The sequence below is a fragment of the Pseudoalteromonas sp. T1lg21 genome (genome assembly GCF_002964625.1).
In the GTDB taxonomy this organism is placed as follows: Bacteria; Pseudomonadota; Gammaproteobacteria; order Enterobacterales; family Alteromonadaceae; genus Pseudoalteromonas; species Pseudoalteromonas gelatinilytica.
Genome location: NZ_PQBX01000001.1, coordinates 162,282 through 176,560 on the forward strand (window position 1 = coordinate 162,282; position 14,279 = coordinate 176,560).

At 41.4% G+C, this 14,279-nt stretch carries 14 protein-coding genes and 1 pseudogene; 6 read left to right on the forward strand and 9 right to left on the reverse strand.

Annotated elements, in window-relative coordinates:
• The first annotated feature begins 4 nt into the window (after window positions 1–4).
• The gene (gene ftsZ, locus C2M25_RS00795) at window positions 5–1,252 is read left to right on the forward strand and encodes a cell division protein FtsZ (protein ID WP_063702594.1); all 1,248 of its coding nucleotides are present in this window, start codon (window positions 5–7) and stop codon (window positions 1,250–1,252) included.
• A gap of 104 nt (window positions 1,253–1,356) precedes the next feature.
• Window positions 1,357–2,267 (forward strand): annotated as a pseudogene (gene lpxC / locus C2M25_RS00800) (UDP-3-O-acyl-N-acetylglucosamine deacetylase).
• Window positions 2,268–2,338: 71 nt separating this feature from the next.
• Here lpxC and yjjG read toward each other — a convergent pair.
• From yjjG to C2M25_RS00815, 3 genes are read right to left on the reverse strand one after another with little or no spacing between them, the layout of a single operon-like run.
• The gene (gene yjjG, locus C2M25_RS00805) at window positions 2,339–3,013 is read right to left on the reverse strand and encodes a pyrimidine 5'-nucleotidase (RefSeq protein WP_105180144.1); all 675 of its coding nucleotides are present in this window, start codon (window positions 3,011–3,013) and stop codon (window positions 2,339–2,341) included.
• 11 nt (window positions 3,014–3,024) lie between these two features.
• Window positions 3,025–3,564, reverse strand: a complete 540-nt coding sequence (gene yjjX / locus C2M25_RS00810) for an inosine/xanthosine triphosphatase (RefSeq protein WP_063702590.1) — start codon at window positions 3,562–3,564, stop codon at window positions 3,025–3,027.
• Window positions 3,565–3,612: 48 nt separating this feature from the next.
• Window positions 3,613–4,512, reverse strand: coding sequence for a phosphoribulokinase (locus C2M25_RS00815; RefSeq protein WP_054561042.1), 900 nt, complete (start codon window positions 4,510–4,512; stop codon window positions 3,613–3,615).
• Window positions 4,513–4,740: 228 nt separating this feature from the next.
• Here C2M25_RS00815 and C2M25_RS00820 point away from each other — a divergent pair, with 228 nt between their 5' ends.
• A complete protein-coding gene (locus C2M25_RS00820) occupies window positions 4,741–5,610 on the forward strand; it encodes a hypothetical protein (protein ID WP_105180145.1) in 870 nt (289 codons plus the stop codon).
• A gap of 69 nt (window positions 5,611–5,679) precedes the next feature.
• Window positions 5,680–6,045: a hypothetical protein gene (locus C2M25_RS00825; RefSeq protein WP_105180146.1), complete on the forward strand. Its 366-nt coding sequence runs from the start codon at window positions 5,680–5,682 to the stop codon at window positions 6,043–6,045.
• A 39-nt stretch (window positions 6,046–6,084) separates the two neighbouring features.
• Here C2M25_RS00825 and C2M25_RS00830 read toward each other — a convergent pair whose 3' ends face one another.
• The 6 genes from C2M25_RS00830 to C2M25_RS00855 form a co-directional block, all read right to left on the reverse strand.
• Window positions 6,085–8,655: a M1 family metallopeptidase gene (locus C2M25_RS00830; RefSeq protein ID WP_105180147.1), complete on the reverse strand. Its 2,571-nt coding sequence runs from the start codon at window positions 8,653–8,655 to the stop codon at window positions 6,085–6,087.
• A 112-nt stretch (window positions 8,656–8,767) separates the two neighbouring features.
• On the reverse strand, window positions 8,768–9,445 hold the full coding sequence (locus tag C2M25_RS00835; RefSeq protein ID WP_105180148.1) for a hypothetical protein: 678 nt from the start codon (window positions 9,443–9,445) through the stop codon (window positions 8,768–8,770).
• Between the two features lie 217 nt (window positions 9,446–9,662).
• Entirely contained in the window at window positions 9,663–10,013 is a 351-nt protein-coding gene (locus tag C2M25_RS00840; RefSeq protein WP_054552718.1) for a DUF2750 domain-containing protein, read from the reverse strand.
• A gap of 17 nt (window positions 10,014–10,030) precedes the next feature.
• Entirely contained in the window at window positions 10,031–10,609 is a 579-nt protein-coding gene (locus C2M25_RS00845) for a glutathione S-transferase family protein (protein WP_105174512.1), read from the reverse strand.
• A 60-nt stretch (window positions 10,610–10,669) separates the two neighbouring features.
• On the reverse strand, window positions 10,670–10,951 hold the full coding sequence (locus C2M25_RS00850; protein WP_054552716.1) for a peptidylprolyl isomerase: 282 nt from the start codon (window positions 10,949–10,951) through the stop codon (window positions 10,670–10,672).
• Between the two features lie 73 nt (window positions 10,952–11,024).
• Window positions 11,025–11,600, reverse strand: coding sequence for a glutathione peroxidase (locus C2M25_RS00855; protein ID WP_105180149.1), 576 nt, complete (start codon window positions 11,598–11,600; stop codon window positions 11,025–11,027).
• A 75-nt stretch (window positions 11,601–11,675) separates the two neighbouring features.
• On the opposite strand from C2M25_RS00855, the gene C2M25_RS00860 reads away from it, so the two are divergent.
• Together C2M25_RS00860 and C2M25_RS00865 are read left to right on the forward strand one after the other, a co-directional pair.
• Window positions 11,676–12,167, forward strand: coding sequence for a GNAT family N-acetyltransferase (locus C2M25_RS00860; RefSeq protein WP_105180150.1), 492 nt, complete (start codon window positions 11,676–11,678; stop codon window positions 12,165–12,167).
• Between the two features lie 143 nt (window positions 12,168–12,310).
• Window positions 12,311–14,260 carry a sensor histidine kinase gene (locus C2M25_RS00865; RefSeq protein ID WP_063702574.1) on the forward strand — a complete coding sequence of 650 codons (1,950 nt, stop codon included), beginning with the start codon at window positions 12,311–12,313 and terminating at the stop codon, window positions 14,258–14,260.
• Window positions 14,261–14,279: the final 19 nt, after the last annotated feature.

Below are 14,279 nucleotides of genomic sequence, written 5' to 3' on the forward strand. Positions count from 1 at the left end.
AAACATGTTTGATATGATGGAACAGCACAGCGAAGAAGCTGTCATTAAAGTAATTGGCGTGGGCGGTGGCGGCGGTAACGCTGTTGAGCACATGGTAAAACAACAAATTGAAGGCGTACGTTTCATTGCCGCGAATACAGATGCACAAGCATTACGTAATTCGTCGGCTGATGTAACAGTACAGCTAGGTACACAAATCACCTCTGGTCTAGGTGCGGGTGCAAACCCTGAAGTGGGTCGTAACTCTGCTGAAGAAGACGCTGATACTATCCGTGCCAGCCTTGAAGGCGCTGACATGGTGTTCATCGCTGCAGGTATGGGCGGTGGTACGGGTACCGGTGCTGCACCAGTAGTTGCTAAAATTGCTAAAGAGTTAGGTATTCTAACGGTTGCTGTAGTAACACGCCCATTTGACTTCGAAGGTAAAAAGCGCGCTGCAGCTGCTGAACAAGGCATTAATGAATTGTCAGAAACTGTAGACTCACTTATTACAATTCCGAACAATAAATTGCTTAAAGTTTTAGGCAAAGGGACTACACTATTAGATGCCTTCGCAAAAGCGAATGACGTGTTATTTGGTGCGGTACAAGGTATTGCAGAGCTAATTACACGTTCTGGTCTAATCAACGTGGATTTCGCAGACGTACGTACAGTAATGTCAGCGATGGGCACTGCGATGATGGGAACAGCATCAGCGTCTGGTCCAGACCGCGCGCAAGAAGCAGCTGAAGCGGCTATTTCAAGCCCATTACTTGAAGATGTTGATTTAACAGGTGCTAAAGGTATCCTAGTTAATATCACCGCAGGTATGGATATTGCGATTGAAGAATTTGAAATTGTTGGTAACCACGTTAAAGCACTTGCGTCAGAAAACGCAACAGTGGTTGTAGGTGCGGTAATTGACCCTGAAATGAGCGACGAGTTACGTGTAACGGTTGTTGCAACAGGTTTAGGCGGCGATCGTCGTCCACAGTTTGGTATTGTTGATAATGGCTTTAAGAAAGCATCAGGTTCTGATGTACACAGCTCAATGAACCAAACGACTAGCAGCATGTATGTACCAAGCTTTGCAAGTCAAGGCAGCAGCGATGACGTAAGCATGTCATCTGCGTCTGAAAAGCAAGAGCCAGTACAACAAAGTACAGCGAGCAGCTCAGTATCTAGCAGCACTGAGAGCAGCAAAAAGTCTGATAAATCAGAGGGTGGCGATTACTTCGACATTCCTGCTTTCCTAAGAAAGCAAGCTGACTAAGACAGTTTTTGTTGGTAATTTTGTTCGATAAATAAACAAATTGGCAGCTGGATGTATTTATGATACAATTCGCCGTCTAACTGTAACTATAAGTGAGCGAACCTATGATTAAACAGCGTACGATTGCAGAAGTAGTCAAAGCCATAGGAATTGGACTTCATAAAGGTGAGAAGGTCACTATTACTCTCCGACCTGCGAGCGCAAATACTGGGATAGTATTTCGTCGCGTAGACCTTGATCCGGTTGTTGATTTTGAAACAACCCAGAAGCCGTTGGTGATACGCAACTGTGTACCTGTTTAACAAACAAAGATGGCGTTCGTTTATCAACGACTGAGCACCTTATTGCGGCGGTAGCGGCAATGGGTATTGATAATCTAATTGTTGAATTAGATAGCTCAGAAGTACCAATCATGGATGGTAGTGCATTACCATTCATCTATTTGTTACAAAAAGGCGGCATTAAAGAAGTAAATGCAGCTAAACGCTTTATTCGTATTAAAGAAAAAGTACGTATTGAAGAAGGCGATAAATGGGCTGAGATCGAACCATACGATGGTTTCCACATCGATTTTGAAATTGCGTTTGATCACCCAGCAATCAATGAAAGCCGCCAACGTATCGGTTTAGATATCACGGCACAAAGCTTCACTGAAGAAATCAGCCGCGCACGTACTTTCGGCTTTATGAAAGATATCGAGTATATGCACGCTAACAACCTAGCATTAGGTGGTAGCATGGATAACGCAGTTGTATTGGATGAGTTTAAAGTACTGAATCCAAACGGCTTACGTTATAGCGATGAGTTTGTTAAACACAAGATCTTAGACTGTGTGGGCGATATGTTTATGACTGGCCACAACATTCTAGGTAAAATCACGGCTTATAAATCAGGCCATGATTTAAACAATAAACTACTTCGTAAAATTATGGCGACTGAGTCAGCATGGGAATGGGCAACTTTCGATACCCCAGTGACTATGCCAGCACCAGGCTTAGAAGTAGCGACAGCTTAATCGCAAGCATATTACAGTTATAAAAAATGACGCTTTAAGCGTCATTTTTTTTGCCAAACTATTATCAAGAATTATAAGCCTAGAATAGCCTCAAGCTCGACCAACTGATTGATTTGATATGTAGGTTTAATACCCTCAGGTAGCTCAACTCCAGGGTGTTGTAACCAACATGTGTCGATACCAACATTGTGACCACCTAAAATATCGCTAGCAGCGGTATCACCCACCATTAAAATCTGCTCTTTTGGCGGATTGCCCATTAATTGGAATGTGTGCTGAAAAATCTCAGGGGCAGGCTTTGCTTTACCGACTAACTCTGAAATAACGAGCCAATCGAACATATCCTGTAACCCAGTGTGCTCTAGGCGTTTTTGTTGTAACTTAGCAAACCCATTGGTAATAATGCCTAGCTTGGCGTGTGGCTTCAATTTTGTGAGTAATTCAACCGCACCAGGTAGCGGCACACAAATAGAGGCCATAGCGTCTAAGAAGCCATCGTTAAGTGCTTTTGCTGGCACATCGAGTTTATTTGCCCACTCGGTAAAGCGAGTTATCTGTAGTTCACTGGCGGTAATTTCGTGCTTTTGATATGCAACCCACAGCGGCTTATTGGTTGCTTGGTAATGATGATAATCTGACTCAGTAAATTCTACGCCGTAATGTGCAAACATCACTTTTAAACCTTCAAATGCATTAAAGCTAAAAAGCGTTTCATCTGCATCGAATAATACGTGGCTATACTTCATGGTTATCCTAATTACTGATTGAATAGGGTTGGGTGTAAAAATGGCGCCATGGCCAGTGTCAGCGCTTGTACATAAGTGCTTTCACGCGTAGCAAGGTGATTGGTCAATAAGCCAATAGCACCACCTTGTTGTTTGATATTAACAGTATTGAATGCCTCATCCATGACATCACCCAACTCTTTACCTGCCAGCAATGCATCGTAAAAAGGTTGCGGTAATGGCAGGTTGCTACTGCGACCAACGCTAAATTGTTGCTTGTTTGCAATCACCACAAAGGCAAAGGTTGCTGCGCCATAACTAAATTGTTCTGCGCCACCTTCCATTGCTGCATAAAAGTCGGCGTCAAAGTGATCTTGGCAATACTTAACACGATTTTCAGCACCGATGCGGGTTTCATCTTCACCTAGCGGTTGATCAGGCACGCCAGATGGCGCATGTTCACCTTTGCATTCAATCGTATGATTTGGGAAATAAAGACTAAAGACATGTTTAGCCGCGTTAATTTTAACGGGGTTCTTTGAACCAACAATAACACGTAATGTTTCTTTCAAGCCGACGACTCCATTGTTTTACCAGAGTCAGCAGTGTACCCGAGTGAGTTAAATCGGCAAGTCAACCGGGGCTAAATTTTCAAGAGCGCGTTTTTTCAAAATAATATCTTTGATCAACGGGGTTAGCACAAGCTCCATTGCTAAGCCCATTTTGCCTCCAGGCACCACAAGCGTATTGATACGAGACATAAAGCTGCCTTCAATCATGCTCAAATAGTACGGAAAATCGACGTCATCTATGCCACGAAAGCGAATAACAACAAAGCTTTCGTCTAGCGATGGAATGTCTTTTGCGCTGAATGGGTTTGAGGTATCAACAGTAGGAACTCGCTGGAAGTTGATATGAGTACGTGAAAACTGAGGAGTAATATGATTTATGTAGTCGTCCATCGAACGTACAATAGAGCCCATTACCGCCTCACGAGAGTGGCCTCGTTCCGAGGTATCGCGAATGAGCTTTTGGATCCACTCAAGGTTGATAATAGGCACCATGCCAATCAATAAATCGACATGCTTAGCAACATCATGATTCTCATCGACAGCACCACCATGAAGACCTTCATAGAACAAGATATCTGTATTTGATTCTAAATCTTGCCAAGGTGTAAAGGTTCCCGGTAATTGGTTATAAGGAACTGCTTCGTCGAAAGTATGTAAGTAGCGTCTGATTTTACCTTGCCCGGTTTCACCATATTGGTAAAAAAGCTCCTCAAGAGCGCCAAAATCGTTAGCTTCTCGGCCAAAGTAGCTAATATGCTTGCCTTCTTGTTGTGCTTCACGGACCTTTTTATCCATTTCTGGACGTGTATAACGATGAAAGCTATCGCCTTCGATGAAGGCAGCATCAATGCTTAAGCTTCTAAAAATGTGCTTAATTGCATTGGTGGTTGTGGTAGTCCCCGCCCCAGATGAACCGGTAATAGCGATGATTGGGTGTTTAGCTGACATAATTATTCTCGTTATTGTTGATACCTATCGGCTTAAATAGTTAACCATTGTTGTGCTTAATGGTCAGTACCTTAACGCGTTTGGTATTATCGTGCATAAAATCAATCAGTAGAAACTGATAAAAAACGAACACGTCCTAGTTATAAAGGTCGAGCATGGTAAGGTCAAGTGACTGGCGGATTAATTAACGCTATCATGGGCTGATAAAAATTAAAACGAGAGAACAACATGAAATTGATTTCGTCTTTACTTTTCGTCGCAGCAGGGACATTTTTTACCAGTCACGCACATGCAGCGATGCCTAAAAGCGAAATATTACTTGCCGACTTAGACACCCCATATGGTATGCAGGTGTCGCGAGTAACCGATGATAAAACGTATAATAATCAACCGTTTTTAGTTGATGCTGGGCTTTACTACACCCATGAGGTTGTTGGCGAAAATGGCCAGTCACAAACCGATATTGCGTTTTATGACTTTGCATCTAAGAGCAGCGTGAATATCACCAACACGCCCGTCAGTGAATACTCGCCAACGCTTATGCCAAATCAGCAAGCCTTGTCTGCAATCGTGGTCGAAGCAGATGGCAAGCAAAAGTTATGGCAGTATCCATTAGCAGAAGAGCCAGCTGCGAGCCGAATTTTTGAATGGATTGAGCCGGTTGGCTATCATGCTTGGGGCGCTGATGAAGATATCATCATGTTTATCTTAGGTGAGCCGCATACATTGCAATACACTCGTGTTGCAGCTGCTAAACCGCGTATTATTGCTGGGGATATTGGCCGTACTTTAATTTTTGATAAGCACACAAACAGTTATTTATTTAGTTATAACAAAAATAACCAACACTGGGTTGCGCGCTTTATGCCGCAAACAGAGGAAGTTAGTGATTTATTTAGATTACCTGACTCGGTACAAGACTTTGCTTTAATTGATAAAGATACTGTGGCCTATGCGGTTAATAACCGAGTTCATAAGCGCAGTTTGTCAGAGCCAGAAGTGGTATCACAGTGGCTTGATTTGAGACGCTTTTGTGAAGGTTCAATCTCACGGTTAAATTACAAACAGAGCAAACTGGCATTTGTATGTAATAAATAAATGAGTAACGGTTTCAGCCTGATTACTGTACTGTGGTTAAACTATCCATGCTATTTGTAAGGAACGCCTTTGTCTTTTTCTGCCGAACAACTGAGTGTACAGCTGGTAAAAGCGGGCTGCCGCAGTAACTTTAAGATTAAGAATATTAACGAATTTATGCCAGCTAGCTCAAAAGAAGCATTTTATGTTCATGAGCAAAGTGGCCAAGCTAAAATTGTTATTAGACCTATATTTGAAGTATTCAGTGCTGATTTCGAGTCAATTGAGGGCATTACGCGTATCAAAGACTACTTTCACAGTAGTGAAATGACCCGTTTTCCAACTCGCATTTATAAAAGTGCACAGCCCATTCATTATGGTATCGCATTTAAAGTCATGTCATCTGACGCTGCTGAACAATTTATATCTAAATTAACCGCTATTTTAGCGCAATAAAAAAGGGCCACATTGTGGCCCTTTTCGTATTTGCTTAAATTAGCGTTTAAGGAAGCTATTTACCGAGTTTAATTCACGATTTTTCAGAGCAATACAATCATTGATGCTTTCTTCAAGCTTACTAAGAGAGCGTGCATAACCAGGTACTTCAGTGATTTTATCGTTGAAGAAGGTTTTGGTTTTCTCTAAGCTTTTCGCATCACAGCTTGCCGTCGTGAAGAACGGTAAGTTTGGTACAAAGAACGGCGGTAAGTTCTTAGTGATCGCATCGTAATTGTTGTAAATCCACTCAATAAACAGTGCTTCACGCTCTTTACCATAGCCTAAACCACCTAATAACGTACGCATATCAGAGGCTGTTACGTTATCTGTTAAGCTGTATTCTAGGACCGCGTTTTGTAACTCAGGTTTACCAAAGTAACCCATCGCTGCCAGCATCTTAGTACGAACTTGTGGATCTTTGGTTGTTTTAAAGGTTTGCTTGTACTTTTCAAGTAACTTCGCATCGCCATGGTAAGCCGCAAGGTTTAAGTATGTTGAGGCTAAATATGGGTCAACATTTTCAGGGTTGTTTAAGTACAGTGCCGCTTGTGCTTTTGCTGTATCAATGACTTTTTGGTCATGGCCATCAAAGCCTAAACGAGCAATAACTTGCGCACGTAATTGCGATACCGCCGCGTCTTCACCTGCTTTTGCTGTTAAACCATATTGCTTAGCGGCAGGAGCAATGCTGTTACGGATAAACTTAGGCCATAAATCACGGTTGCTGTCGTCTTCGAATACACGTTTTTGAGAAGCTAGGTAACCTAATGCTGTGTTTGCTACTAATGGGTGAGCATCACTCACAAAGGCTTCTAAAGTTTGCATTAAGTGAGCCGCAGAGATAACACCCGCGTCAAGTAATGAATCAACCGCAGAAAGTAGCGCTAAGCGCTCACGCACCGTTAGCTTATCTGCTGCATTCTCTAATAGAGCATTGAACTGTGCATCATTTAATACCCAGCGGTAATAACCCATGGCACCTTGATCTGGGTAGATCCACTCAGGTTCAAAGTCGAGAGTCAATTGCTGTGTTTCTTTGTTAAGCAGAACACTTGCGGTTTTAACTTTGTCGCCCGCACCATACTTAATTGCAACCGGAACATTCCACAGTTGTGCAGGTGCATCAACGCCAGCATTTACAAAGCGGCTTTGACTGATATTAATTTTCTTACCATCTTGCGTTACTTTGATAAGTGGGAAAGATGATTGTTCGATAAATGATTTTAATACGCTTGCCACATCTTTATTAGACGCTTCGCCTAGTGCTTGCCATAGATCAGCGGCTTCTGCATTTTTATACGAGAATTTCTTCAAGTAAGCACGAATACCTTGCTGGAATGCCTCTTCGCCAATCCAGTTTTCAACCATAGATAAAACCGCACTCCCTTTACTGTAGGCAAGGCCAAGGCCGTCCATGATGTCAGCTTCAGTTTTGATTGGTTTACGAATAGGTTTAGTACTTAAACGCGCATCCAGTGCCATTACATGGTTTTGCGGCAAGTCTAAGTGCGACTCAAACTCTGGGTTGATTTGTGCAGTGATTTTCGCTGCCATCCAGCTTGCGAATGCTTCGTTTAACCATAAGTCATTCCACCATTTCATGGTCACTAGGTTACCGTACCATTGGTGAGCTAATTCATGGGCAATGATTGATACATTTCGCTCTTTTTTGCTGCGCGTTGCTGTTGCTAGGTCTACCAATAAAATGTCTTCACGGTAAGTCACTAAGCCTGCGTTTTCCATCGCGCCAAATGGGAACTCTGGTACAGCAACTGAGTCTACTTTTTTGTAAACGTAAGGAATGCCAAAGTAATCTTCTAGTGCTTTTAACACACGCGGCATATTTTCTTTTGCGTAGTCAGCAAGATGGATTTTGCCTTGTGGAGTCAGAACGCGGCCAGGAATTGGCATGCCTTTAATTTCAAGCTCTTCAAACGGGCCTACAGCCATGGCGACTAAGTAAGAAGGAATAGGAGGCGTTTTGTCAAAAAAGTGCGTTGTCATATCGCCATCAACTTTGGTTTTTAAAACCGGTGTATTGGCATACACTTTTTGTGATGTTGGCGCTGTAATAGTTAGCTGAAATGGAATTTTATAACTAGGCTCGTCAAAAACCGGGAATGCACGACGCGCATCGCTCATTTCAAATTGGGTGAAAAGATAAGGCGTACCTTGATCTAAAGTTTTATATAAACCAACACTTTGACGGTTATAAGGGGCTGTAAAATCAACTTTTAAAGTGTATTTGCCTGGCTGAATTTTTTCTTCACAAGCGAATTTAACTTTGCCTGTTTTTAGCATTTCAGCACTTAGGTCACAGTTTTCTGCACCTAAAATTTTCGCCATGCTAACCGCATAATCAATACCGTTTAATTCGATATAATTCGTTGCTTTTAAAACCTCTAAAGCAATTTCGGTATGACCAGAAAAATTGTCTTTGGCAGGATCAAGCGTAAGTTCTACTTGTTGTGAGCTAGGCTTGGCAAGCTTTTCGATAACATATTCATTGGCATGGGCAGAGCTAACAGCAAGTGCAACACTTACCGTTAATAGGCTTTTTAAGAACATAAGTATCCCTGATTTTTTGTTGTTAGAAAGGCACCTGCTAAGAGGGGCGAATCACCATGCTATCAGGTTTTAATTTGAACAGTAATAAATAGTTAGTAACAAAGTTTGTCAGTTAATTATGGCGGTCGATGAAACGCTGCCAATGCAGGTGTGGGTTTATTTGTCGGACGTTTTGTAGCACGGCATTTAATAGTGCCAAATCAGTAAAGCGTTGTTCGTTGAAATCTTTAAAACCAAGTAAGTAGTTAAAGGCGTCTTTGCTATTTGCTTGCAGTGCATGAATACGCACTTGTTGTTCGAAGTTGAGCCGTAAGCTACTAATTGCGGTTTTCATACCTTGTTGATCGACATTAGGAATAGCGCATTTTTGTAAGTAACCAGCACGTTCACCTTCACCAGAAAACCAAATGCGTACTTTTTCGCTATAGCGACCTGATTTTGCAGGTAAATCAAACATTAGTCGTTGTTGATTTTGCTCATTTAAATAGCCTAAGTATTGATCAAGTCCAGCATCGAGTAATGCATTATGGATTGGCACATAGCGGGGTTTTATCTTGCCATGCGTATGAAAATCAAAGCAGCGAATACCGTCAAGGGTGACGATGTTATCTAGGGTTAAGTGGCCAATTTCATCGCTGTAGGCACCAGTATAATAAGCAAATAAAGGCAGCCAAAAGTGCCAATGCTTAGCTTGCTCACGTGCTAAACGCTGATCACCATAGATGTAACCATTATACAGGGTATGTAATTCCATGGCCGAAAAGGGCCTACGACCAAGATGGGACTTCAACCTAATACCTTGATAATAAAGATGTGTCGAAGAGTATAACTGATATACCCAAACCACCTCAAGATGCGAGTTTCAGTTGGAATTAAAAGCGATTTAGGCAATGCATTGATTGCAAGTAATAGTGGTTCTATTGTTAAAATCAATATAAGTATCAAGTTTCCAGCTTAACGACACTGCCATAAAAGCGGCAGTGTCATTGTAAGCCTAAGGATTGCTATTAATCGCACAGTGCTTTAGCTAGACCAACCGGTTCGATTTCAACGCAAACTTGATCATCGTTCCAGTTTAAACCTACAAGCGCATCATCTTCGTTTAGGTCTTCAACCCATTCATCAAGGAACTCGTCTAGGCCAATTTCAACGGGCGTGTAGTCTTGCCACTCGTCTTTACATTGTGCTTTTGCAGCGTCTTCAGTGCCCCATAGCAGTAGCACATCAGTGTCGCTAAATTGGTTTGATTCACAGACAACAAAACCACCATCTTCGGCACCGAGTGCCCACATAGATTCGTTCAAACGAACTTTTTCTACAAAGCTAACTAATTCTGATTCAATTTCGATATCGCTCATTTGCGTAACCCTTATCTTTATTTTCGTGGATCTGTTTGTTGTACCGCCGCTTTATCGGCGAATTTGTGATAAAAATCAACTAAGTTATTTAGTTGGCTAAAATCAGTTAATTCGCGGAAGCGGATCCAATCTAGCAAGCAGTATAAACTGATGTTGAGGTATTCACAGCTTTTAAATACTGGCTCCAATAAATGACTATTTAAATAGGCTAATGTTTCAGCAATTCGTTCATTCTGTAAATTAAAAAACAGTTTGTCGGTGTTGGTATCAAACCCCGAGCGCTGGCAAAGTAGAATTTCTACTAATGAATCATTACAGGCATTGATAATGGTTAAATAGTTCTCTTGCTGCCAGCTAAGTAATGGCTGGTCTGCTTGTTCAAGCAAATAGCGAATAATTGAGTTGGAATCACACAAGGTAAAATCATGGTCGATTAATACAGGAATTTTTCTGGCAGGGTTATGAGCAATCATGGTTTGTCTGTCTTGCTCAGAGAAAATATCCAAATTAATAAAATCAATAGGTAGGTTATTAAGTGCCGCCCAAATCCGAATACGGCGCACAAAAGGTGAAGTGGTAGAGCCTAGTAATTGCATGATGGTATCCTTTGCAAAAAAAAGCCGCTGTGAAGCGGCTTTTTGAATTCAATTGTGAAATTAATCAGTACGGCTTGTTACTTCAAGAAGATGATAACCAAACTGAGTTTGTACTGGGCCTTGTACTTGGTTAATTGGCGCAGAGAAAACGACTTTGTCGAACTCTGGAACCATCATGCCAGGGCCAAACTCACCTAATGCACCACCATCTTGACCTGATGGGCAATTAGAATGAGCACGAGCAAGCTCTGCAAAGTCAGCTCCTTGCTCAATTTGCTGTTTTAAATCCAAACAGTGAGCTTCACTGTCTACGAGAATGTGTCTTGCACTGGCTACTGCCATAACATCTCCCTAATGTGTGTTTTAGTATTAAATTACTAGTCTAGTTCAATATTTACCGAACGAAAAATTAAATTTATTTTGCAGTCAGCTCAGCTTCAATTGCATCGCGTAACGTTTGCGATTCTGGCTTAGTTTTACTGTTGAAGCGTTGTACTGTCTTACGGTCAGCAGACACTAAGTATTTGTAAAAGTTCCAGTTAGGTGAACTGGTTGCTTCGTTTAAGTGCTTAAATATTGGGTTCACATCACTACCACGAACGGCGCTGGTGGCAAACATATCAAAGGTTACACCATAATTGATGAAGCATACTTTAGCAGTGTCTTTTTCATCGTCTTCTTCTTGAAAAAAATCATCTGAAGGAAACCCTAATACGACTAAACCACGGTCTTTGTATTCTTTATGAAGGGCTTCTAAGCCTTCAAATTGCGGTGTAAAACCACAGTTACTGGCGGTATTAACAATTAAAAGCGGCTTATCTTTAAATTCACATAAGTTGATTGACTCTTTCGAGCGTAATTTTCTCATTGTGACATTGGTGAAATCATCGCATTGACTGCTTGCTTTAGCTGCCGGTGTCGCTTCTGTGGTTTGTGCTGCAAGGTTTGTTGTTAGTAGGCCTGCTGCAAGTAACAAAGCATATTTATACATAGTTATTTCCCGCTAGTTATTTGTGATGAATATACGCTAATATGCAGCAAAGTGATCATTTAATTTCAGCTATTTATGACGATTCGCAAAGCAACTCAAAACGATTTAACTGACATAGTCGCTATTTATAACGAGACTATCCCTGGGCGTATGGTAACCGCAGATACCGAAGAGGTGTCGGTTGCAGATAGGCAAGTGTGGTTTGATAGCCATACACAGAAAAGACCTATCTTTGTTTTTGAGCAACAAGGTAAAGTGCTTGCTTGGCTGAGTTATAAGTCGTTTTATGGGCGTCCTGCTTATGATGGTACCGTTGAAATAAGCATTTACATCACTCAACAGGCTCAAGGACAAGGGCTTGGTAAACAATTGCTTACATTTTCAGAGCAGCATGCAAAAACACTTGATATCAAGGTGTTATTAGCTTTTATTTTCAGCCATAACCTACCGAGCATAAAACTGTTTAATTGCTTTGATTACAAGGTCTGGGGAGAGCTTCCGGATATTGCGATTATGGATGATAAAGCTTATAGCCTCACTATTTTAGGCAAGCGATTAGACCGTTAATACGTTAAAAAACTAATAAAAAATGCGGTACAAATTGTGACCCACTGTGATTTTAGACTACGCTAAAATAGGTATTTATTATTAAGCGGGTCTAGTCAACGGTGCGAAGAATATTAATTGTTGATAGCAATAGTGTGTTAGCCATGCGGGTAAAGGTGCTGCTGGAGCTGATTGGCTGCAGAGTAGAGCTATTACATTTTGCGATGGTTGATGATGCTGTTTTAGAGCAAGACTTTGATCTTGTTGCAGCTTCTCATGGTGTGCCAACCAGTATTATTAAAAAGCTTATGGAGGTATTTTCTCAAGAGCATTTCTTGCTTTTGGCTCCTAAAGCACAACGAAGCGATTTACTTGAGCATTTTAGTGAAGTAAATCGCCTGTTACCTAATGCTGTGGTCATTTACCCTTTCTTTGCCAATAAAGAAATTAGCTCTTTATTGGAAGGGGTGCTTGAGCTCGACAGCGATAATATTCTTCAACTTCCTACCGTGTTACTCGTTGATCATTGTGCTGAACGTTTGGCGCAAATAGCCCTGAATCTCAAAGGTGCACATATTAAAACCTTCACGGCTGATAGTACGGCGTCAGCATTGGATGTTATCAAAGAGCAAAATATTGATTTACTGATAAGCGATTTTACTTTTGAAGACGGTACTGGACTTGCGCTTTTCAACAAGCTCAAAACACGCCAGCCGAATAGTCGCTGTTTACTTTATACTTCTAAGCCTGATCAAGTCTCCATGGTGGCCGCTATTCGCCAAGGGGTGGAAGATGTGCTCATCAAACCGGTTGATGATAATAGCTTACTACAATCAGTGCATAAACTGTGGCAGACAGAGCTCTTAAGACGCCATAACAGTGAATTAGTGGAGCGTTTACAAAATACCGTTGATGCACTCATTGAAAAAGACAGCTTACTGCGGGTTATCTTTAAACATACCCCAGATGCTATTATTTTATTTGAACGCTGTGGCAAGGTAATTGAAACGAACGATGCCTGTGAACAGCTGTTTGAAAAACCGCTCAAAGAGTTTGAAAACTGCTCGGTCTATGAGTTCTTTGATGTGGCATCAACTGAGCGAATCAAAGATAAAATCGCAACCTTAAGTAAAAATCGTCAATTTAGTTGTGATTTACGACTACTTAAGAAAAATGGCACAGAGGTACCTCTTGTTGGTTCGTTTAATGAAATCGATCATCATGGCGAAATAGCGTTAGCGGTTATCTTTAAAAATGTGACTCATTTAAAAGAGAAAGAAGACTTGCTGCTTGAAGCAAAAGACATGCTTGAAGAAGAAGTAAAAGCCCGTACTGCCCAGTTAGAGCACGCTAAAAATGTTGCAGAAGCTGCAAATCACAGTAAATCTGAGTTTTTAGCAAACATGTCTCACGAACTTAGAACCCCTATGCATTCTATCTTAAGTTTTGCTCGCTTTGGGCTTGAGAAGGTTGCCAATGACGATTTAAGTAAAGATAAGTTAAATAAATACTTATCTAGAATTGAGCAAAGTGGTGAGCGCTTATTGTCGCTGCTAAATAACTTGCTTGATTTATCAAAGCTCGATGTCGGGAAATTCCCATTCAATCCACACAAACATAATTTAAGCAATATTATAAAAACCAGTATTGATGATGTGTCGGGCACAGCGCTTGAGCGAAATATTGCGATTCGGCCAATAGGCTTTGAGCAAGGCATTGTGCTTGAGTGTGACGAAGAGCAAATAAACCAAATCATGCGCAACTTACTCGGAAATGCACTGAAATTTAGTGAGCCGAATAGCGAGATTGATATTAGTTTAGCGGTGCATGAGGAGATGGCCGAAATCGCTGTTATTGACCGCGGAATAGGGATCCCTGAACAAGAACTTGAAAAGATTTTTGCTAAGTTTGAGCAAAGTAGTAAAACCAACAGTGGTGCGGGAGGCACCGGGCTTGGTCTGGCGATTTGTCGTGAATTCGTGTCCTTGCATCAAGGCACCATTATGGCAAGCAACAATGAATACGGGGGCGCCACTATTTTGGTTCGACTGCCCCTAGAAATAGACTTGCCACAACACTTGGCAAATGAACAACAGTCTATATCGATAAATTGATAAAACGGAAGAAGCAATC

Bases quoted from the DNA above. Each gene is read 5' to 3' on its own strand.
- ftsZ (WP_063702594.1), top strand. From the start codon at position 5: ATGTTTGATATGATGGAACAGCACAGCGAAGAAGCTGTCATTAAAGTA.
- yjjG (WP_105180144.1), bottom strand. From the start codon at position 3,013: ATGAAGTATAGCCACGTATTATTCGATGCAGATGAAACGCTTTTTAGC.
- C2M25_RS00815 (WP_054561042.1), bottom strand. From the start codon at position 4,512: ATGTCAGCTAAACACCCAATCATCGCTATTACCGGTTCATCTGGGGCG.
- C2M25_RS00820 (WP_105180145.1), top strand. From the start codon at position 4,741: ATGAAATTGATTTCGTCTTTACTTTTCGTCGCAGCAGGGACATTTTTT.
- C2M25_RS00830 (WP_105180147.1), bottom strand. From the start codon at position 8,655: ATGTTCTTAAAAAGCCTATTAACGGTAAGTGTTGCACTTGCTGTTAGC.
- C2M25_RS00840 (WP_054552718.1), bottom strand. From the start codon at position 10,013: ATGAGCGATATCGAAATTGAATCAGAATTAGTTAGCTTTGTAGAAAAA.
- C2M25_RS00845 (WP_105174512.1), bottom strand. From the start codon at position 10,609: ATGCAATTACTAGGCTCTACCACTTCACCTTTTGTGCGCCGTATTCGG.
- C2M25_RS00850 (WP_054552716.1), bottom strand. From the start codon at position 10,951: ATGGCAGTAGCCAGTGCAAGACACATTCTCGTAGACAGTGAAGCTCAC.
- C2M25_RS00855 (WP_105180149.1), bottom strand. From the start codon at position 11,600: ATGTATAAATATGCTTTGTTACTTGCAGCAGGCCTACTAACAACAAAC.
- C2M25_RS00860 (WP_105180150.1), top strand. From the start codon at position 11,676: ATGACGATTCGCAAAGCAACTCAAAACGATTTAACTGACATAGTCGCT.
- C2M25_RS00865 (WP_063702574.1), top strand. From the start codon at position 12,311: ATGCGGGTAAAGGTGCTGCTGGAGCTGATTGGCTGCAGAGTAGAGCTA.